The following is a 19,596-nucleotide window of genomic DNA, read 5'->3' on the forward strand; positions in this document are numbered from 1 at the left end:
CAAGTTCCCGTAGAACTGGGAAGAATTAAGAAGACTGGAATAAAGCGCCAAGTCCCGGGAAATTTCCCATAATTTATTAAAAAAAGCCCTGAAGTGCCTCTCTTCAGGGATCTTTGAACATTATTCACCATATTTTTTAGTTAAAGCAAGCGATAATAAACGTTGGGCAAGGTGTTCATTACGAGCTAAAATGGGCCCGTGAAAATAAGAACCAAAAACATTACGGTAAATAACACCTTCACTTTGATCTTCACCATTATTCCCGTGGCCTTCCAAAACTTTTCCAAGTGGTCTTTCGCTAGCCCCAAGGAACGTTCGGCCGTTATGGTTTTCAAAACCGAGATACGTTTCATCAAACGTTTCATTATAGATTTTAATATCACCAGTAAAGCGTTGATTGTCTTGATTGAGCGTATAGTGATCGAGGGCCCCGATACCTTCGATTTTTTCTCCATTTGCTGTAATATAATAGTGGCCTAATAACTGGTAACCACCACAAATAGCGAGTAAAACACCATCGTTTTCGATGTATTCAATCAAAGCAGCTTTTTTTGTTTGAAGATCTTTTGAAACAATTTTTTGTTCATAATCTTGTCCACCACCAAAAAAGACAAAATCATAGTGATCTGGTTCAAAAGTATCATATAGACTGACCATCTCAATGCTGAAATCAACGTTAATTTTTTTAGCCAAGTAATTTAAAACGAGTAAGTTGCCATTGTCGCCATAAGTATTGAGTAAATTCCCATAAAGGTGGGCCACTCGTAATTGTTTTTTCGTCATTACTTTTGCCCTCCTTTTAAGATACCTTGTTCGGTTAGTTTTTTACGCAGTTGTAAGACGGCCGTGTAAGTCGCTAAAATATAAACGTGTTCCGTTTCAAGTTGTGGAATTTGAGCAATGACTTGATCGAAAGTCGCGAGTTCTTGAATTTTATCTTCTGCAATTCCTGCTACTTTTAAGCGGAACGTCATATCTTTCCGGCGCTCTCCACCTGTAATCACTTGTGGAATCGTATGTTTCGTTAAGTTTTCGTATTCGCCATCCCAAATCCAACTGACATCGACGCCATCCGCATAGTTGGCGTTTAACAAGCAAACCAGTGAAAAATCATAAGGCGCTAAATCAATCATCTCAATCACTTGATTTAAACCGACCGGATTTTTAACTAAGACCAAGGTACATTTTTTATCCCCGATTTGAATCACTTCTTGGCGGCCAAAAACTTTTTCATCATAAGCTAAAGCAGCTTTCATTTTTTCAGGAGCCACGTGATAATATTCCCCAACCGCCGTAGCAGCTAAAGCATTATAAATATTGTACATGCCGCCGACTTCAATTTGATAGTCATTGCCGTCAATCGTAAACGCCGAGGAAGTGTTGGTCATTTCTCCGAGTGCTGTTAATTGATAAGTTAATTCGGGACGTTTGAAATCACAATTTGGGCAATAATATTTGCCTAAATTTGCATAAGTAATCATTTTATAATGTAAAATATGTTGGCAATTTGGACATAAAATGCCGTCGGTGTTATAGTGGGCCATCTGTTCAACGTCGGCTTGATGATTAAAACCATAATAAACTCGAGGGTTTATCGTTGCGACCGAGTTAAAAATAGGCGAATCGCCATTTGCTAAAATCGTTGCTTGCGGTGCTTTTTTCACCCCGTCAAGAATCATTTGATACGTCGAGTAAATTTCCCCATAGCGATCCATTTGGTCACGGAAAATATTAGTGAAGACAAAGAGTTCGGGTTGAATGAAATCCGTCACTTTCGTTAAACTGGCTTCATCAATTTCTAACACCGCAAATTTCTTTTGACCTTTATTTTTTGGTGCGTCTAAAAAGGTTGAAACAATTCCTTGAATCATATTTGAACCGGTTGGATTGGTTAAAACCGGGCCAAATTCTTGTTCTAAAATTTTAACAATTAATGCCGTTGTGAGTGTTTTCCCATTGGTTCCGGTCACGACAATCACCTGGTAGTCTTTTGCTAAATAATCTAAAATTTTTGGATCAAGCTTCAAGGCTAATTTCCCTGGATAACTCGAACCACCTTTAAAGAAAGTTTGTAAAATCCAGCGCGAAAACTTACCGGCTGAAGCTGCAAATAAATGCCTTATTTTCATCAAAATTCCCCATTCGTCCTAAATTAAAAAGAATCATAAAATTCAATTAATCATACCATATTCGAAGAAAAATTGAAAAAACACTTTAATAAAAATTAAAGGAGTGACCAATAACAAAAAAATAGACGAAAGTTCGTCTATTTAATGTCTACTGATTCAATAAAAAAAGATTGAGACAACGGTGTTTGACCTTGATATTTTATATAATGTGCAAGACTTTTAAGGGGAGAACACGGAAAACCGTGCACTTTTATCATTTGTTTAGAGGGCGAGGATTTTTTCAATGGTGTCTAAAACGCCATTTTCATCGTTTGATTTTGTGATAAATACGGCGATGTCTTTGATTTCTTCGAAGGCATTTCGCATCGCAAAGCTATAAGCAGCGGTTTCTAATAGCTCACGATCGTTTAAACCATCGCCAAAAGCCATCGTTTCTTCTTTTGTCACTTGGAGCATCTTTTGTAATTCTGCTACGGTGGTTCCTTTATGGACGCCTGCATTTGAAATGTCAATCCAAGCTGCCTCAGAAGCAACAATATAAGCTTGCTCTTTGAACGCATCTAACTCAAGAACACTTTCAAAACATCTTTTTTGTGAATCAAAAACCGTGATTTTAACAAAATCTTCCGTAATGTCTTGGTAGTTATCCACGGTTTTTACCACTGCATAGGAACCACGCACCATTTTTGCTTGGTCTGTCGGGGTGGTCGTCTTAATAAAAGCGGCTGTTGGCGTACAAGCGATAACTACATGATCAGGCGCAATTTGTTCTAATTTTTCAATAATGGTTAAACCGAGTGCATTTTTTAAGAGGGACTCGTAAACGTATTGGCCCCGATGTTTAATGCGAGTCGCACTATCCCCTAAAATCCAAATTTCTTGACTAAGCTCTTCGCCAAATAATTCTTCGACGCGTTCACATTGTTTTCCTGTACAAACGGCAAAAACCACTTCTTTTTCCTGCATAAGCTGACGGACTTTTTGGTAGTAGGCTTTGTCAAAGCTTCCTTGGCTATTTAAAAAAGTACCGTCTAAGTCTGTAATAATTAATTTAATCATGATGATCCTCGTTTCTTTTTTGGTATTTTGCTGGCGTATGGTAATTGTAACGGGAGAATAGGAGCAACTGACATCCTTAATTAAGGATAGGAACAAAAAGATTTCTTGTCAAATTCATTTTGCGAAATAAGTAAAAAATAGTTAATATCTACCGATTAAATAAAAAATATTGAAACAGCAGTGTTTGACCTCGATATTTTATATAACAAGTGCAAGACTTTTAACGGTAGAACACGGAAAACTGTGCACTTTTATCAATATTGGAGGCTTCTAATGTAGAAACCATAAATTTACACGTAACTTACTTTTGCAGACTTTGATCAATCTGTGAGTAAAAAGAATAGACCTTGAGAATTGTTGGATTAAAAAAACGCCACCCTTTTGATAGGGCGGCGTTTTTTAGCCAGTAATAATTTTTTCTTTCGGGTATTCATAGCCTAAATCTCGCGTTTGTTTTGGTACAAACAGTAAAAGGGTGTAAAGCATGCCAATTCGGCCGATAAACATCAGTGAACAGATCACAATTTTTCCGGTAAAAGAAAGCTCTGCCGTAATCCCTAAAGACATTCCGGTTGTTCCAAAAGCCGAAGCAACTTCGACAATAATCGCAATTAAAGAAAAATCTTCAATCGCAGTCAAAAAGATAACCGAGCCAAAACACATCATTAACGAAAGCATAAAGACTGCAATTGCTTTTTGGACGTCCTCTTCATCAATTTGACGACCAAAGACATTGACACGTGATTCTCTTTTCAAAAAAGAAATTAAATACAAGGCAATTACGGCAACTGTGGTCGTTCGAATCCCTCCACCTACGGAACTAGGGCTACAGCCGATGAACATTAATAAAGCAAAAATAAATAAAGTCGTTGTTTGAAATTCGCTAATGTCGTGAATTTGTAAGCCGGCATTTCGCGTCGTAATCGAATAAAACATACTCGTTACCCATTGTTCTGAAAAAGAAATGCCGTTAAATAAGTGGTTTTTTTCTAAAGCAAAGATGAGTAACGTCCCACCAATAAATAAAACGGTAAAAGTGAGTAAAGAAATTTTAGTAAATAAGGAAAAACGATAGGGCAATTGATGGACTTTTTTCTTTTTAAAATAGCTCTTAAGCCAAGAACGAACGTCCATAATTACAGGGAAACCAATGCCGCCTATAAAAATGAAAAACATAATCCAAAATAAAAAGAAATAATCACGAGCGTAAGGTAAAATAGAGTGCCCCGTTACGTCAAAGCCTGAGTTTGTGACCGCTGAAATGGCTTGATAAAAGCCATTAAAAAAAGCATCGCTCCAATGTTCATAATAACCATTTAATTTGAAATGCAGTCCAAATAAGAGGCCACCAAAAAATTGAAAACCAATTAAAATTAAAAACGTCGACCGAATCATGGAAACAATCCCACTTAAGTGTTGCTGATTGGTGTCAGTCATAATTAACTGACGTTGCTTTAAAGAAATGCGCTTGTTTGACAAAATAAAAAAGAAAGTCGAAATCATCATAATGCCTAACCCACCGATTTGGAATAAAGAGGCCAGTAAAATCGCACCATTTCGATTAAAGACTTCGTTGATTGGAAAAGTCGTTAACCCAGTCACGCTAATTGTGCTAACAGACATAAATAACATGTCGATGAAAGCAACGGAACTACCCGGTTGTCGAAAATAGGGCAAGTAAAACAAGCCCAGTGCTAGTAAAACCATTAATAAATAATAAATAACAATAATTTGAACGGAAGAGACACGTTGGTACAAGAAAGTACGACTACGTCTAAAAAATAGCTGTATTTGCCTTTCCAAATGCATAAAAAAACTCCTCTTCTACCAAGCTGTTGGCGAATATTTCCTATAGTATAACAAATTTTTAATCGCCTGACTCCCAAAACGGCGATTCTCTTTTTTATTTTGGATTTACCAATCTCAAAGAAGACTTTCATTCTTTTGCTATGTTATACTGTTTTTAGGAAAATAAACAATCAAATGATTAAGCCAGTTCTAAAAATAAAATGAAACGAGGAGGGGGGAAATCTAAATGAAGGATTTTATGAAAAATTGGGGCTTTTTTATTATTATTTTAAGCGTCTTTATTCTTCTTCGTTTATTTGTGGTGACGCCAGTTTCAGTGAAGGGGCATTCAATGGACCCAACACTGGCGGACGGCCAAAAGTTGCTTACTTTAAAAACGGACAAGGTGGAACGCTTAGATATTATTACGTTGCAAGAGCCTGATGAACCTGAAAAAATGGCCGTCAAACGGGTGATTGCATTACCTGGCGAAACGGTTGAGATGAAAAATGACCAACTAACCATTAATGGCGAAGTTTTTGCCGAGCCGTACTTAGATGAATACCAAGCGTTGTTTGATACCGGACAGTTAGCAGAAACATATGCCTATAACCCTCAATTTCAAAAAACAGCCGAGAATGCCGAAACATTTACGAGTGATTTTAGTTATACCGTTCCAGAAGGTCAGTATTTTGTATTAGGGGACAATCGTTTAGTCTCAAAAGACAGCCGTTATTTCGGTTTTGTTGATCAGTCGTATATTAAAGGCCGCGTCATTTGGCGTTATTGGCCACTAAATCAAATGTCATTGTTTACCAAAGATAGCAATTAAGAAAGGATGAGTCATTTGACTATTGAATCACTTGTTTTAACCAAAGATGGAAAAGCTTTTACCATGCCGTCCCCAACTGGCGATTGGCAATTATTAAGAGAAATCGGCTATTCGCCCGTCCAAATGCTCGTTAGCAGTATTGCTGGTTGTGGCGGTTATGTTTACGAGTCGGTTTTAAAAAATTCCGACGTGCCCCATACGATTGAACGCGTTCGGGTCGAATACACGCGTAACGAACAAAAAAGATCTCAACCACTCGCATCCGTTGATTTAGTCATTGAGGCAAAAATTCCAGCAGAATACCATGAAAAAGCCTTACGCTGCTTAAAACTAATTGCGCCGAATTGTCCAGTGATTCAATCACTTGATCCAGCCATTCAAGTCAACGAAACGGTCAAATTTATCTAGTACCAAAAACGAGGACGGTTGAAGTGCGCCCCCTAAGTTAGACCAAAAATCTAACCATTGGGTCTCGCTTCACGGTTCCTCGTTTTTTTATCGAATAAAATAAAAGGAAATCATCAGATGAAATTAAGAATTGGGACTTTTAACGTCGCTGCCGGCTTACAACCAGATACACAAGCTCTTGCCCAATTGCTGGCCGCACAAAAACTACAAATAGTCGGTTTACAAGAAATCGACCAAAAATCAAAGCGTAACCCAAAAGAGATGTTACAAGAAATCGCGGGGGCGCATTTTAACGAAGCGTTTTTTCAAGCGACTTTAACTTTTACAGATGGCGGGGAATATGGCGTAGCGAGTGTGAGTCAATTCACAGCACAAACCTATGAAGCGCGTACTTACCAAATAACCGGGGAAGAAAAACGCGTCTTTCAATTTCTCACCTTTGAACTTTCACCTGGGAAAAGACTTGGATTTTATAATACTCACTTGTCTTTTGAAACGCCAACCATCCGAGCCAAACAAGTAGCCGAACTAAAAAAACACCTGAAAACCCATCCTTGCGAGTGGGTAGTCATTGTTGGCGATTTTAACTTTGATCAAAGTTATGATGAATGGGCGCTTTTTGAGGGCTTTCAATGGTGTAATGGTGGCGAAAATCCATGGCAAGACACTTTTTTAGCACCGGATGAAACGATGCAAGTCTTTGCGATTGATAATATCTTAACGACACCAAATGTTACGATTAAACAAATTCAAAAAATCGATACGAAATATTCAGATCACGCTTTATTATGGGCGGAGTTAGATTTTCAAATATGAAAAGAGGAATAAAAATGCGTGGAAAAAAAGTTTATTTGACCCACTTACAAGACGGTGACGCGGCATTACTTAGTAAGTGGCAATGGGATGAAACATTTATGCATGGGATTAGTTCAGATGTTTTTCATCCGTTTCAAGAAAAAGATTGGGAAGAAATGTTTGCCAATACTCAAAGCAATGAAGATTTTTATTTTACCATCCGCAAAGTGAGCGATGACATGCTAATTGGCTTTATTTCACTGACGGATGTGTTGTTACGTAACCGTTGGGGAAATGTCGGTATCGGGATTTTAAATGCCGAAAATCGTGGGAAAGGCTACGGTCAAGAAGCGATTGAACTACTATTAGCTTTTGCGTTTGATCATCTTGGCTTACACAAAGTACGTCTACAAGTGCACGCTTTTAACCAAGCGGCACTGGCACTTTATCAAAAATTAGGGTTTGTCCAAGAAGGCGTCAACCGCGAGAGTGTCTATCACGGTGGCAAATGGTACGATCAAATCGACTTTGGTTTATTGCAAAAAGAATGGCGTGAAATGGAAAGCCGCAAAGTTAGCCGTTTTAAGAAAGAATTTTGTTAGCTCGAATAGACAAAGCATAAAATGAAAGAAAAACGCAAGAAAAGAGTCATGCTTGCGTTTTATTTGTGTTAGGCAGTATTTTAAAATTCCCTATTCACAAAATGGCGTACTTGGCCATCAAATGGTTGTTCCAATAATGCGTGCAAGACGTTTGGTTGAATTTTTGAAAATTGTTCAATAGGAAGCCAAGTAATGCACTGTTCTTTGGTTGGTGCATTTGGGTAATCTTCTTGTAAAGGGTAATCACCTGTATAAACAAATAAAAGCTCGTGAAACAAAGCCCCATCACTTGGGAAAAAATTTTCGATAACCGCCATTAATTGCGGTGCCTCAAGAAAATAGCCAACTTCTTCAAGGAGTTCACGTTGAATGGCTTTTTCGCTTGTTTCACCAAACTGGACCCGCCCGCCAGGCAAAGAATAGCGCCCGCTTGGGAATAAGCTGACGAGGATTTGTTCTTTTTGGGTAAGCCAAAAAGCCACGCGAATATTTAGTTTTCCTTCAGATAATTGACACGTTAGATCTTCAGCCATTATCACAACCTGCTTTCTTTTTCATTTTTGTTGTTTAATTTTAGCATAAATTTCTTAATAATTAAGCCGAAACCTGCTTTTTAAAAGGTGTTTTGAAAGAAATTACTGTAAAAAAATGTTGTTTTCAAGTATAATACCCTAGGAGCAAGTGGAGGATGAAAAATGGCACAATTATTTTTTAAGTATGGCGCAATGAATAGTGGCAAGTCCATTGAGATTTTAAAAGTCGCTCATAATTATGAAGAACAAAATAAACCGGTTGTTTTGATGACTAGTGGTTTAGATACGCGCGCAGGAGTTGGACAAGTGGCCAGTCGGATTGGGATTGAAAAAGACGCGATTCCGATTTTTAGCGAAACGGACCTGTTAGACGTGGTCGCAAATATCCCTTACAAGCCGTATTGTGTGCTAATTGATGAAGCACAATTTTTAACGAAAGCCCATGTGTTGTCACTAACTAAAATCGTTGATCAATTGAAGATTCCAGTAATGGCCTTTGGATTAAAGAATGATTTTCGCAATGAACTTTTTGAAGGTTCAAAATATTTATTATTATACGCGGATAAAATTGAAGAAATGAAGACGATTTGCTGGTTTTGCCACAAAAAAGCCATTATGAATTTACGCTATGTCGATGAAAGACCCGTTTATGAAGGGGAACAAGTTCAAATTGGCGGCAACGAAGCGTATTTTCCAGTTTGCCGACAACATTATTTTGCACCAACTATGAAAAAAGAATAAAGGAGAATCTCTATGTACGATCAGTTACAAGCAATTGAAGACCGTTATGAAGAACTAGGGGAATTATTAAGTGACCCAGCTGTTGTCTCTGATACAAAACGCTTTATGACGTTATCAAAAGAAGAAGCCAGCACACGCGAAACCGTATCCGTGTATCGTCGATATAAAGAAGTCGTAAAAGGTATCGCAGAAACAGAAGAATTATTAGGTGAAAACTTAGACGCGGACATGGCAGAAATGGCCAAAGAAGAACTAAGTGATTTGAAAAAAGAAAAAGAAATCTTAGAAGAACGCATTAAAATTTTATTATTACCAAAAGACCCAAATGATGATAAAAACATTATCATGGAAATTCGTGGGGCAGCAGGCGGCGATGAAGCAGCATTATTTGCCGGTGATTTATTTGAAATGTACCAACGCTATGCCGATGCACAAGGTTGGAAAGTCGAAGTAATGGATGCGAACGTGACGGGCATTGGTGGTTACAAAGAAGTGATTATGATGATTACGGGTGAAAATGTCTTTTCAAAATTAAAATATGAAAGTGGCGCTCACCGTGTGCAACGAGTGCCTTCAACCGAGTCACAAGGGCGCATTCACACGTCAACGGCGACGGTTGTTGTTTTACCAGAAGCCGAAGAAGTCGAAATTGATTTAGCAGATAAAGATATTCGAACTGATATTTACCACGCGTCAGGTGCTGGTGGTCAGCACGTTAACAAGACGGCTTCAGCAGTTCGTTTGACCCACATTCCAACCGGTATTGTGGTGGCGATGCAAGACGAGCGTTCACAGCTTAAAAACCGTGAAAAAGCGATGAAAGTTTTACGCGCCCGTGTATATGATCAATTGCAAACAGAAGCCCAAAGTGAATATGATGCGAACCGTAAGTCAGCGGTTGGAACAGGCGATCGTTCAGAACGGATTCGAACGTATAACTTCCCACAAAACCGTGTGACCGATCACCGAATCGGCCTAACCATTCAAAAACTCGACCAAATTTTAGCTGGAAAGTTAGATGAAGTCGTAGATGCCTTAATTTTATACGATCAAACATCGAAATTAGCTGAGTTGCAAAATGGGTAATACCTATCGAGAAGTCCTTTCCTGGGCTTCTTCTTTTTTAGAAAAGCAAGGAATTGAAGGAAATAGTATTTTATTTGTTTTTTTAGGTCGTAAAAATTGGACCAAGACCGATTGGTTACGTCATTGGGGAGAAGAAATTTCAGCAAAAGATCGTGCTCAAATCAAAGCGGATCTAGAAAAACTAGCACAACACTATCCACCACAGTATTTGCTTGGTTTTGAAGAATTCTATGGTCGTCGTTTTCAAGTAACAAAAGATACTTTAATTCCTCGTCCAGAAACCGAGGAACTCGTTGCGCTTTGTTTGGCAAACGTGACAAACAAAGCGGTATCGGTTGTAGACGTCGGCACCGGAACAGGCGCTATTGCGTTAACGTTAAAAGCCGAACGTCCCAATTGGCAAGTTTGCGCGGTTGATTTATCGGCTGCCGCTCTTGCTATCGCTAAAACGAATGCTCAAGCGTTAAAGGTCGAAGTAACATTTTATTTAGGGAGTATTTTGGCACCGATTCAAGCCCCTGTGGATGTGATTATTTCAAATCCACCTTATATTAGTGAAAATGAGTGGGCAGTGATGGATGAAAGTGTCCGAACGTATGAACCGCAAATGGCTTTATTTGCTGAAAATGAAGGCTTAGCGATTTATCAACAATTGGCCAAAGAAGCGCAAACGAAATTAAAACCAGCTGGACAAGTTTTTTTAGAAATCGGGTTTCAACAAGGCGCCAGTGTCCAAGCCATTTTTCAACAAGCCTTTCCGACGAAAACAGTCACGATTCACCAAGATTTAAGTGGGCAAGACCGCATGATTTGGGTGAGATAATTATCCACAAACTTGTGGGTAAAAATATATTTTCACCATGAATAACAAAAGAAAAATCTTGATTTAACCAAAATGAGAACCTTTTAGTGAATTACCCACAGAATTATCCACACTTGACAAAGGAGTTTTCCACAATCCGTGGATAACTCTGGTGGAGATGTTGATAACTCACCAATCGTTAAGAAAAAGGATGTGTATAACTTGTGGAAACAAAAATTTTCCAAAAAAATGAAATAAAAATGGCAGCAGACACCTTAAGACAAAATGAACTTGTCGCCTTTCCAACTGAAACCGTTTATGGTTTAGGGGCGAATGCGACAAGTGAACAAGCAGTAAAAAAAGTCTTTGCGGTAAAAGGTCGTCCAACAGACAATCCATTAATTGTCCATGTGCAAAACTTTGAGCAAGTTAAAAACTATGTGGCGCAATTTCATCCGCTTACGCCACAAATCGTTGAGCGATTTTGGCCAGGCCCTTTAACATTAATTTTTAAAACCAAACCCAATGCCTTTCCAAGCGTTGTTTCAGCCGGCCTTTCAACGGTTTCGTTTCGGATGCCCAATCATCCGTTGACGTTGGCATTAATTGAAGCGACCGGTGTACCATTAGTCGGCCCATCTGCCAATACTTCTGGCCGCCCAAGCCCAACAACGAGCCAACACGTTTATCATGACTTACAAGGGAAGATTGCCGGTATTTTAGAAGGAGGGGCCACTGAAATTGGGGTTGAGTCGACCGTCTTAGATTTAAGCGATAGCCACCGAGCACCAATGATTTTACGTCCAGGTGGGGTGACGAAAGAAGAATTAGAAGCCGCACTAGGCATGGACGTCTTAGTTGATCCCCATTTAGTCAGCGAAAGCGAGGCACCAAAATCGCCCGGCATGAAATACCAACATTACGCGCCAAGTACCAAGGTTTTGATGATTGGCCCAACCGACTGGGAAGAAGCCTTGAATTGGGCCCAAAAACAGCAGTTAAAAGTCGGCCTACAAGCTAGCCCGGAAGTCGTGCGTCGTTTTCAAAGCCAAGCGCAAGCCAGTTATTGTTACGCCGATAATCAAGTAGCGAGCGCCACCAAAGGCTTATTTGCCGGATTACGTGCTTTAGATGAAGCGGATCTAGATTATATATTCGTTGCAACCTACCCCGAAACAGGGTTAGGTACTGCCTATATGAATCGTCTAAAAAAAGCCGCGAATCAAAAGTATTTTATGAATAATTAAATAAAATAGCAGAAGAACATTCGTGTTTTCTGCTATTTTTTCATGATATTTTTGAAATAATTCATTTTTACGAGTAAAATCATTTCATTCTTTTTTTTGTTTGTGTTACAATCACGATATCTTATTTGAAAGGGTGTTTGGATTTTAATGGATTACAAAGAATTTGACCAAGAATTATGGAATGCAATTGCAAATGAGGGCATTCGTCAGCAAAATAATATTGAATTAATTGCTTCAGAAAATATCGTCTCTGAAGGCGTCATGGCTGCACAAGGAAGTATCTTAACAAACAAATATGCAGAAGGTTATCCAGGCCGCCGCTACTATGGAGGTTGTGAATTTGTTGATGTGGTAGAAACATTAGCGATTGAACGTGCCAAAGAAATTTTTGGAGCAAAATTTGCCAATGTCCAAGCACACTCAGGCTCTCAAGCCAATACAGCTGCTTATCTTTCACTTGTTGAAGCAGGTGATACCATTTTAGGGATGGACTTATCAGCTGGTGGTCATTTAACGCATGGCTCTCCCGTGAACTTTAGTGGAAAAACGTATAACTTTGTCGCTTACGGTGTGGATCCAGCCACCGAAACCATTGACTATGAAGTCGTGCGTATTTTAGCACGTAAACACCAACCAAAATTAATCGTTGCCGGTGCCAGCGCGTATTCTCGCACCATTGATTTTGCAAAATTTAAAGAAATTGCCGATGAAGTTGGGGCAAAATTCATGGTTGATATGGCGCACATTGCCGGTCTTGTGGCAACAGGACATCATCCAAACCCAGTTCCTTATGCCGATATCGTAACAACAACGACACACAAAACTTTACGTGGTCCACGTGGCGGCTTAATTTTAACCAATAACGAAGATTTAGCGAAAAAAATCAATAGCGCCATTTTCCCAGGTATTCAAGGTGGTCCATTAGAACACGTGATTGCTGGAAAAGCAATTGCCTTTAAAGAAGCATTACAAGATGATTTTAAAGACTACTCCGCACAAGTAATCAAAAATGCCCAAGCAATGGCGAAAGTCTTCAATCAATCAACCAAAGCACGTTTAATTTCTGGTGCAACCGATAACCATTTATTATTAGTCCAAGTAACCGATTTTGATATGACTGGTAAACAAGCCGAACAATTACTAGACACGGTGAATATTACGGTTAATAAAAACTCGATTCCATTTGAAAGTTTAAGCCCATTCCAAACAAGTGGGATTCGTATCGGAACGCCTGCAATTACTAGCCGTGGTTTTAAAGAAGAAGCCGCCGTTAAAGTTGCTCAATTAGTCTTAAAAGTGTTAGAAAATAAAGACGATGAAGCAGTCTTAGCGCAAGTGAAAGAAGAAGTGCTTGCTTTAACAGATGCGCATCCGTTGAAAGTAAAATAAGAACACTTAAAAAGGCAGTAGTGAGGCTACTGCCTTTTTTTAATGCAATCTTTCTAGTATTTTGTTTTTTCATCTAAAAAAATCCTCATGTGAACGAACAATCCTTGTCTGTCAATCAAATTTGTTTTACAATAAGAACAACAAAACAAAGGAGCGATTAGAATGGGAAAATTTCAAGTAATTGATCATCCGTTAATCCAACACAAATTAACGATTATCCGCGATAAAAATTGTGGCACAAAAGTATTTCGTGAGGTAGTTGACGAAATTGCGATGTTAATGGCGTATGAAATTTCACGTGACTTACCAGTCGAAGAAGTCGTAATTGAAACACCAATGACAAAAACAACGCAAAAAATGTTGTCTGGCAAAAAAGTCGCTTTGATTCCAATTTTACGTGCAGGTTTAGGCATGGTTGATGGGATTTTACAACTATTGCCAGCCGCAAAAGTCGGACACGTTGGTTTATACCGTGACGAAGAAACCCTTGAACCACATGAGTATTTTGTGAAATTACCAGTTGATATTGATAACCGCCAATTATTAGTAGTGGATCCAATGTTAGCAACAGGTGGTTCGGCTGTGATGGCTATTGAAGCTTTGAAAAAACGTGGCGCATCAAACATTAAATTTGTTTGTCTGGTAGCTGCTCCAGAAGGTGTGAAAGTTTTACAAGAAGCACATCCAGATGTCGATATCTACACAGCTGCTTTAGATGAGCGCTTAAATGAACAAGGCTACATCGTTCCTGGTTTAGGCGATGCGGGTGACCGTCTATTCGGTACAAAATAAATCCAAAAAACAACGCGCACTTTGCTAAAAAGGCGCGTTGTTTTTCGTATCTAAATGTAAAAAAAGCCTAGGCTAGCGTGTTTTGCTAGTAGGCTTTGGCTGATTAACTAATCTTCTTTAAATGTTTGTAATTAATCGTGATCACACCGTTACTTCTACGCATTAAATCACGATTACCGTGTGTTTCATCGATTTCAATAATGGCTGAATTGCGAAGTTGTTTAACGACGGTACCAGTTTCAGCGTGCTCTTGAACGATAAAACTTACCGGCGTATCAATCTCAAATTCTAAGCCAATAGGTGACGGGACAATTGTAGTTTCAAACTTGCCAAATGATGCCATGTTTTAAAAAACCTCCCTTTCATTAAAAACATTATACCATATTTTTCGCAAAATGAGAAATTTTCAAGAAAAAGCGTTTCATTCTTTCATTTTTGTTTAATTTTAGGGGTGAAAAAGGAAAGATAGAATTGCTGAAACATTGACACTTCCTTACGTTAAAAGTATGATTAACAAAATATTCAAAACGATTTATAGTGGAGGGGAAAAAATTATGGCGCTCGTAACGAAGAGACTAATTTTGCGGTCGTGGAAAGAATCAGATGCAGAAAATTTATTTGAACAAGCCAAAGACCCTAATGTTGGACCATCTGCTGGTTGGTCACCTCACCAAAATGTTGATGAAAGCCGTGAGGTAATAAAAAATGTCTTTTGTAAACAAGAATGTTATGCGATTTGCTTAAAAGAAGAAGATGCACCGATTGGTTGTATTGGATTGAAACTCAATGAAAGCACTGAGATGACAAAAAGTGATGAGGAATGCGAATTGAGCTACTGGGTAGGGAAAAACTTTTGGGGCCAAGGCTTAATTCCTGAAGCAGCTAGTGAACTCATTCGTCATGGCTTTGAAGAATTAAACATGACTCAGATTTGGTGTGGATATTATGATGGCAATATGAAATCAAAAAGAGTACAAGAGAAAATCGGTTTTGTTTATCATCATACATGCCAAGAAGTGCCAGTCCCACTTTTAGGTGAAACTAAAATCGGCCATATAAATCATCTGACCAAAGAACGGTGGTTGGCAAGGCAGTGACTTTGATGACCTGTCTATCTATCTTTACTAAATAACAAAATAAAAACTTAGGAAGCCAAACGAACCTTATGGATTTCTAAGCTTTTTTTATATTAAAAGTAAAATATAAAGAGTGGCAACGTAGAATGAATGGTATGGTATTATTAAATCGTGTTCACAATCAAAAAGCTTGTCATAGGAGATGAATGAAATGGCAAATACAATTGGCGTTGTCTTTGTAGGTTTAAATGGTGCTGGCAAATCAACACTCGCAAAATATGTTGGTAAGAAACTCGAATTTGATGTATTAGAGGTAGAAGATTTTTGGTTTGAAACACCGTATGATTATCAAAATCCACGAAAATCTCCCGAAGTAAGTCAGTTAATGTTGGATACAATTGAACAATCGAGTAACGGATTTATTATTGCTGGTAATATTTCTAATCTTTCAAAAAAAATAGAAGCATATCTATCGTTGGTTGTTTATGTGGATGTTGCAAAAGAAGTTCGAGTCCAAAGGGTCATTCAAAGAGAGAAAAATCGGTACGGTTTTTTGGAAAAAGGAACCGATCTTTACAATGAGCGACAAGATTTTTTAACTTTCGTTCAAGCTAGAACACCAGACACCATTTTCTCATGGATTGAAAGAACAAACATTCCAATGCTTAAAATCGATGGAACGAACACGTTTGAACAAAATACATCGATTATCCAACAAAAATTGTTAACATTGTCATATAGTACGGAGATGAAATAAATGTTAAACAGAGTAGACAAAATAGCCATAGAAGTATTTGGGCTTTTTTCGAATTTAGCGCAACACGCCAGCTATGATTAGTGCGCGCTATTTTAAAACAAAAGCAAAAAATAGTTCGTCTCTATTAAGTCGCTGGTTTAAGTGATTTTATACTAGCGTTATAGTAATTATTTAACAGAGTTTATATACTTTTTTCATTTCCCCCCTTTACAATTTTTTCTTTTTCTTCTATAATTTTAATCAGATTTGCCAGCTTAGCTCAGTCGGTAGAGCAACGCACTCGTAACGCGTAGGTCACAGGTTCGATTCCTGCAGCTGGCATAAACATAGCGAAAAAGTCCATGGATCACATTCATCCCTGGACTTTTTTGCTATTTTTAAAAGGAGCGTTCTTTTTTAATTACTCGGTCTTGTTAGCGCTGAACGTTGACTTTGAACCGTTAAAATTTCCTCAAACTTCTTCCCTTGGGTTTCTTTTCTACTAAATACCCTCTATAATAGAGAAGTATTTCTTAAGAAAAGAGCGAATAAAATGAATAAAAATATTTTTCGTAACGACAATCGGATTGACTATGGCGTTATTTTGCCGGTCTTTTTACTTTGTTTAGTCGGCCTGGCCTCGTTATATGTGGCTTTTGATCAGATGCCGTATTTTACAGGGGATCCGTTAAAAGAAGTAGGGAAACAAGCACTGTGGTACGGTGTAGGTGTCCTAGCCGTTTTGATTATTATGCGCATCAAGTCAAAATGGCTATGGAAGTTAACGCCCTTGATTTATGGGGTGGGGTTACTTGTAATGGGGTTGTTGGTTAAGTTTTATGACCAAGCAACCTATGAAGCAACCGGGTCAAAAAACTGGTTTCGTTTTGCCGGCTTTAGTTTGCAACCAGCCGAGTTGATGAAAATTGCGGTTATTTTAATGTTGGCACTGGTTGTCACCCAACACAATGCGCAATATCGGAAAATGGCGACACTTAAAACCGATGGGCTTTTAATTGCTAAAATGCTTGCGGTAATGTTACCGGTATTGGTTTTAATTATGCTTCATGATGATTTTGGCTCCATGCTGGTTTTCTTAGCAATTTTTGGTGGCGTTTTTCTGATGTCAGGGATTTCTTGGAAAATTATTTGGCCGACAATCGGTACGGCAGTTGCTGTTGGTGGGGGAACGATCTTCTTAGTGATGAGTGATACTGGTCGTGAATTTTTATATAAACTTGGTTTTAAAGCGTATCAGTTCAAGCGCATTGATGCTTGGTTAGATCCTTTTCACGATGTACAAGGAAGCTCTGGCCAGGTTGCGAAGTCTCTCATGGCGATTGGTTCGGGTGGCATGACGGGCAAAGGGTTTAACGTGAGTGAAGTGTATGTACCGGTTCGTGAATCCGATATGATTTTTTCAATTATTGGGGAAAATTTTGGTTTTATCGGTAGTACGTTTGTCATCCTGCTTTATTTTTTATTGATTTACCGCATGATTCGGGTTTGTTTTGATACGAATAATGAATTTTATACGTATATTTCAACCGGTATTATTATGATGATTTTATTTCATGTTTTTGAAAATATTGGGGCCAATATCGGCTTATTACCGCTAACGGGGATTCCGTTACCATTTATTAGTCAAGGGGGTTCTGCACTCCTGAGTAATATGATTGGGATTGGCTTAATTTTATCGATGCGTTATCAAACGCCAACAGATTTATAATGGAGGAAAAAAAGATGGTCACACTTTACTGGTATCCAAAATGTAGTACTTGTCAAAAAGCAAAAAAATGGCTCGAAAATAATCAAATCGAAGTAGAATATATTGATTTAGTCAGTCAAACACCAAGTGCCGAAACAATCAAAAATTGGCTGGCAACGAGTGAGGTACCAATCCGTCGTTTCTTTAATACAAGCGGACAAAAATATCGCGAGCAAGGCTTGAAAGATTTGGTTGCAAGTTATACACTAGATGAAGCTAGCCAGAAATTAAGTAGCGATGGCATGTTAATCAAACGCCCAATTTTAGTCAAAGACGGGCAATTTTTAACAAATGGCTTTAAAGAAAGTGATTATGCGGAGGTTTTGTCAAAGTGAAAGCACCAGTATTTAAGAAAAAAGATAATTTATGGATTTTATTTAATGGTAAAGAATACGTGATTGGCTTAACGCAAGAAGCAAGTGAAGAACTTGGAGCAATTACTTATGCAGCTTTACCAAAAGTGAATCAAAAAATGACGGCCGGCGAGATGCTAGTTGAGCTAGAAGCTGAAAAAGCGGTGAGTGAGTTTACCTGTCCATTAGCTGGTGTGATTTCATCAATTAACGAAAAGATTGACACACAAAATAATGATTACAATGATAACGACGAAATGAACGACTGGTTAGTGAGTCTAAAAGACGTTGATCCAGCAGATTTTGAAAAATTATAAAAAGTTAAAAAAACCAGAAAACAAGCGCCTGACGCTGTTTTCTGGTTTTTTAACTAGTGTCTATCGATTCAATAAAAAACATTGAAACAGCGGTGTTTCAATGTTTTTTATGACAAGTACAAGACTTTTAATATATAATCCAAAAATTTACACGCAACTTATTTTTGCAGGTTTTGATCAATCTATTAATTTAAAAATAAACCCTGAAAATCGTTGGATAAAAAAAGGCAATGTTGCGCAACTTCTACCAATGGCTTTGAGTACCTTATTAATTCAAAAAGAATACGGTTCCAATGCTGAAGAAACCGTTATGCAAATTCAAGAAAATTCTTATTTGCAATCCTTTATTTGACGAAAACAACTGATTTTTTAAGCCATTTTAAAAGGACGTCTAGCATAAGACGTCCTTGAGTTGTTTTGCTTTAATTTATTCAGCGGCTGCTTCTTCTGTTTCTTCTTCTTCAGCTTTCGCTCTTGGTTCGCTAATTGCACAAATTTGCTCAACAGCATCAGTGATAATCGTGTAATCTTCTGATACTGGCAAGTCCGCAATCGTAATTGATTTTCCAACTTGTAAATCAGTGATATCGACTTCGATACGCTCAGGCAATTTGTCTGGAGTTGCTGAAACAATTACGTTGTATAAGTTTTGTGTTAAAGAACCACCAATTTTCACACCTGCGGCTTCACCGATTAGAACAATCTCTGCTTCAACTTCGGTCACTTCCGTCATATCAACTGATAAGAATTCCACATGACTAATTTCTCTTGTGAAAGTATCCGTTGTAAATTGGTGAATTAATGTGTTGTAATTTACACCGTCGATGGTTAAACCAACAACTGCGTTTAGACCTTCTTCACGTAATAAACGTTTAAATTCTTGACCATCCACTGAAATTGCCGTGCTATCGATTTTATAACCGTTAACAATTCCTGGGATTCTTCCTTCGTGACGTAATTTGTTGCGCACGCTTCTTGGGCGTAACGCTCTTGTTTTGACTTCCAATGATACTGACATAACTCAATTCCTCCTAATTTTTCTGCCGGTAAGACAGTCATTTCGAAGTAAATTTTTGTTACTCTTGCACATTCAAAGGTTAAGGGTGCGTACATAAAAGTGTACGTAAAAAGGCAACAAACCTG

23 protein-coding genes and 1 tRNA gene are annotated in these 19,596 nt (G+C 38.2%); 17 read left to right on the forward strand and 7 right to left on the reverse strand.

What is annotated here, in order from left to right; all coding sequences use genetic code 11:
• Positions 1–120: 120 nt before the first annotated feature.
• The 4 genes from JOD14_RS07925 to JOD14_RS07940 all read right to left on the reverse strand — a co-directional run bounded on the left by JOD14_RS07925 (position 121) and on the right by JOD14_RS07940 (position 4,997).
• Positions 121–783: a type 1 glutamine amidotransferase gene (locus JOD14_RS07925; RefSeq protein ID WP_204654294.1), complete on the reverse strand. Its 663-nt coding sequence runs from the start codon at positions 781–783 to the stop codon at positions 121–123.
• Complete coding sequence (locus JOD14_RS07930; RefSeq protein ID WP_204654295.1) at positions 783–2,129, reverse strand: Mur ligase family protein; 1,347 nt, start codon at positions 2,127–2,129, stop codon at positions 783–785. The genes JOD14_RS07925 and JOD14_RS07930 overlap by 1 nt, the downstream gene beginning before the upstream one ends.
• Before the next feature lie 261 nt (positions 2,130–2,390).
• A complete protein-coding gene (locus JOD14_RS07935) occupies positions 2,391–3,188 on the reverse strand; it encodes a Cof-type HAD-IIB family hydrolase (RefSeq protein ID WP_204654296.1) in 798 nt (265 codons plus the stop codon).
• 399 nt (positions 3,189–3,587) lie between these two features.
• Entirely contained in the window at positions 3,588–4,997 is a 1,410-nt protein-coding gene (locus JOD14_RS07940; protein WP_204654297.1) for a TrkH family potassium uptake protein, read from the reverse strand.
• A gap of 226 nt (positions 4,998–5,223) precedes the next feature.
• On the opposite strand from JOD14_RS07940, the gene lepB reads away from it, so the two are divergent.
• From lepB to JOD14_RS07960, 4 genes are all read left to right on the forward strand, one after another.
• Positions 5,224–5,808, forward strand: a complete 585-nt coding sequence (gene lepB / locus JOD14_RS07945; protein WP_204654298.1) for a signal peptidase I — start codon at positions 5,224–5,226, stop codon at positions 5,806–5,808.
• 15 nt (positions 5,809–5,823) lie between these two features.
• Positions 5,824–6,216, forward strand: a complete 393-nt coding sequence (locus JOD14_RS07950) for an OsmC family protein (RefSeq protein WP_204654299.1) — start codon at positions 5,824–5,826, stop codon at positions 6,214–6,216.
• A 117-nt stretch (positions 6,217–6,333) separates the two neighbouring features.
• Entirely contained in the window at positions 6,334–7,032 is a 699-nt protein-coding gene (locus JOD14_RS07955; protein ID WP_204654300.1) for an endonuclease/exonuclease/phosphatase family protein, read from the forward strand.
• A gap of 14 nt (positions 7,033–7,046) precedes the next feature.
• Positions 7,047–7,613 carry a GNAT family N-acetyltransferase gene (locus JOD14_RS07960; RefSeq protein ID WP_204654301.1) on the forward strand — a complete coding sequence of 189 codons (567 nt, stop codon included), beginning with the start codon at positions 7,047–7,049 and terminating at the stop codon, positions 7,611–7,613.
• Between the two features lie 80 nt (positions 7,614–7,693).
• On the opposite strand, the gene JOD14_RS07965 is transcribed toward JOD14_RS07960, so the two are convergent.
• Positions 7,694–8,146: an NUDIX hydrolase gene (locus JOD14_RS07965; protein ID WP_204654302.1), complete on the reverse strand. Its 453-nt coding sequence runs from the start codon at positions 8,144–8,146 to the stop codon at positions 7,694–7,696.
• Between the two features lie 162 nt (positions 8,147–8,308).
• Between JOD14_RS07965 and JOD14_RS07970 the strand changes: the two genes are divergently transcribed.
• From JOD14_RS07970 to upp, 6 genes are all read left to right on the forward strand, one after another.
• A complete protein-coding gene (locus JOD14_RS07970) occupies positions 8,309–8,887 on the forward strand; it encodes a thymidine kinase (RefSeq protein WP_204654303.1) in 579 nt (192 codons plus the stop codon).
• A 12-nt stretch (positions 8,888–8,899) separates the two neighbouring features.
• Positions 8,900–9,973: a peptide chain release factor 1 gene (gene prfA, locus JOD14_RS07975; RefSeq protein ID WP_204654304.1), complete on the forward strand. Its 1,074-nt coding sequence runs from the start codon at positions 8,900–8,902 to the stop codon at positions 9,971–9,973.
• On the forward strand, positions 9,966–10,796 hold the full coding sequence (gene prmC, locus JOD14_RS07980) for a peptide chain release factor N(5)-glutamine methyltransferase (RefSeq protein WP_204654305.1): 831 nt from the start codon (positions 9,966–9,968) through the stop codon (positions 10,794–10,796). The genes prfA and prmC overlap by 8 nt, the downstream gene beginning before the upstream one ends.
• A gap of 203 nt (positions 10,797–10,999) precedes the next feature.
• Positions 11,000–12,022 carry an L-threonylcarbamoyladenylate synthase gene (locus JOD14_RS07985; RefSeq protein ID WP_204654306.1) on the forward strand — a complete coding sequence of 341 codons (1,023 nt, stop codon included), beginning with the start codon at positions 11,000–11,002 and terminating at the stop codon, positions 12,020–12,022.
• Between the two features lie 147 nt (positions 12,023–12,169).
• Complete coding sequence (gene glyA / locus JOD14_RS07990) at positions 12,170–13,411, forward strand: serine hydroxymethyltransferase (protein WP_204654307.1); 1,242 nt, start codon at positions 12,170–12,172, stop codon at positions 13,409–13,411.
• Between the two features lie 162 nt (positions 13,412–13,573).
• Complete coding sequence (upp, locus tag JOD14_RS07995; protein ID WP_204654308.1) at positions 13,574–14,203, forward strand: uracil phosphoribosyltransferase; 630 nt, start codon at positions 13,574–13,576, stop codon at positions 14,201–14,203.
• Positions 14,204–14,306: 103 nt separating this feature from the next.
• Here upp and JOD14_RS08000 read toward each other — a convergent pair whose 3' ends face one another.
• Complete coding sequence (locus tag JOD14_RS08000; protein WP_204654309.1) at positions 14,307–14,546, reverse strand: hypothetical protein; 240 nt, start codon at positions 14,544–14,546, stop codon at positions 14,307–14,309.
• Positions 14,547–14,757: 211 nt separating this feature from the next.
• On the opposite strand from JOD14_RS08000, the gene JOD14_RS08005 reads away from it, so the two are divergent.
• The 7 genes from JOD14_RS08005 (at position 14,758) to JOD14_RS08035 (ending at position 18,805) form a co-directional block, all read left to right on the forward strand.
• Positions 14,758–15,300 carry a GNAT family N-acetyltransferase gene (locus tag JOD14_RS08005; protein WP_204654310.1) on the forward strand — a complete coding sequence of 181 codons (543 nt, stop codon included), beginning with the start codon at positions 14,758–14,760 and terminating at the stop codon, positions 15,298–15,300.
• Positions 15,301–15,490: 190 nt separating this feature from the next.
• The gene (locus JOD14_RS08010; protein WP_204654311.1) at positions 15,491–16,036 is read left to right on the forward strand and encodes an AAA family ATPase; all 546 of its coding nucleotides are present in this window, start codon (positions 15,491–15,493) and stop codon (positions 16,034–16,036) included.
• A 248-nt stretch (positions 16,037–16,284) separates the two neighbouring features.
• A tRNA-Thr gene (locus JOD14_RS08015) sits at positions 16,285–16,357 on the forward strand.
• A gap of 211 nt (positions 16,358–16,568) precedes the next feature.
• Positions 16,569–17,744 (forward strand): FtsW/RodA/SpoVE family cell cycle protein, encoded by a 1,176-nt coding sequence (locus JOD14_RS08020; protein ID WP_204654312.1) that lies wholly within the window; start codon positions 16,569–16,571, stop codon positions 17,742–17,744.
• Between the two features lie 14 nt (positions 17,745–17,758).
• A complete protein-coding gene (locus JOD14_RS08025) occupies positions 17,759–18,118 on the forward strand; it encodes an arsenate reductase family protein (RefSeq protein ID WP_204654313.1) in 360 nt (119 codons plus the stop codon).
• Complete coding sequence (locus JOD14_RS08030) at positions 18,115–18,453, forward strand: biotin/lipoyl-containing protein (protein WP_204654314.1); 339 nt, start codon at positions 18,115–18,117, stop codon at positions 18,451–18,453. Before JOD14_RS08025 ends, JOD14_RS08030 begins: the two co-directional genes overlap by 4 nt.
• A 100-nt stretch (positions 18,454–18,553) precedes the next feature.
• A complete protein-coding gene (locus JOD14_RS08035) occupies positions 18,554–18,805 on the forward strand; it encodes a hypothetical protein (RefSeq protein ID WP_204654315.1) in 252 nt (83 codons plus the stop codon).
• 75 nt (positions 18,806–18,880) lie between these two features.
• Here JOD14_RS08035 and JOD14_RS08040 read toward each other — a convergent pair whose 3' ends face one another.
• The gene (locus JOD14_RS08040) at positions 18,881–19,471 is read right to left on the reverse strand and encodes a 50S ribosomal protein L25/general stress protein Ctc (RefSeq protein ID WP_204654316.1); all 591 of its coding nucleotides are present in this window, start codon (positions 19,469–19,471) and stop codon (positions 18,881–18,883) included.
• Positions 19,472–19,596: the final 125 nt, after the last annotated feature.

Source organism: Enterococcus lemanii (genome assembly GCF_016909125.1).
Taxonomy (GTDB): domain Bacteria; phylum Bacillota; class Bacilli; order Lactobacillales; family Enterococcaceae; genus Enterococcus_I; species Enterococcus_I lemanii.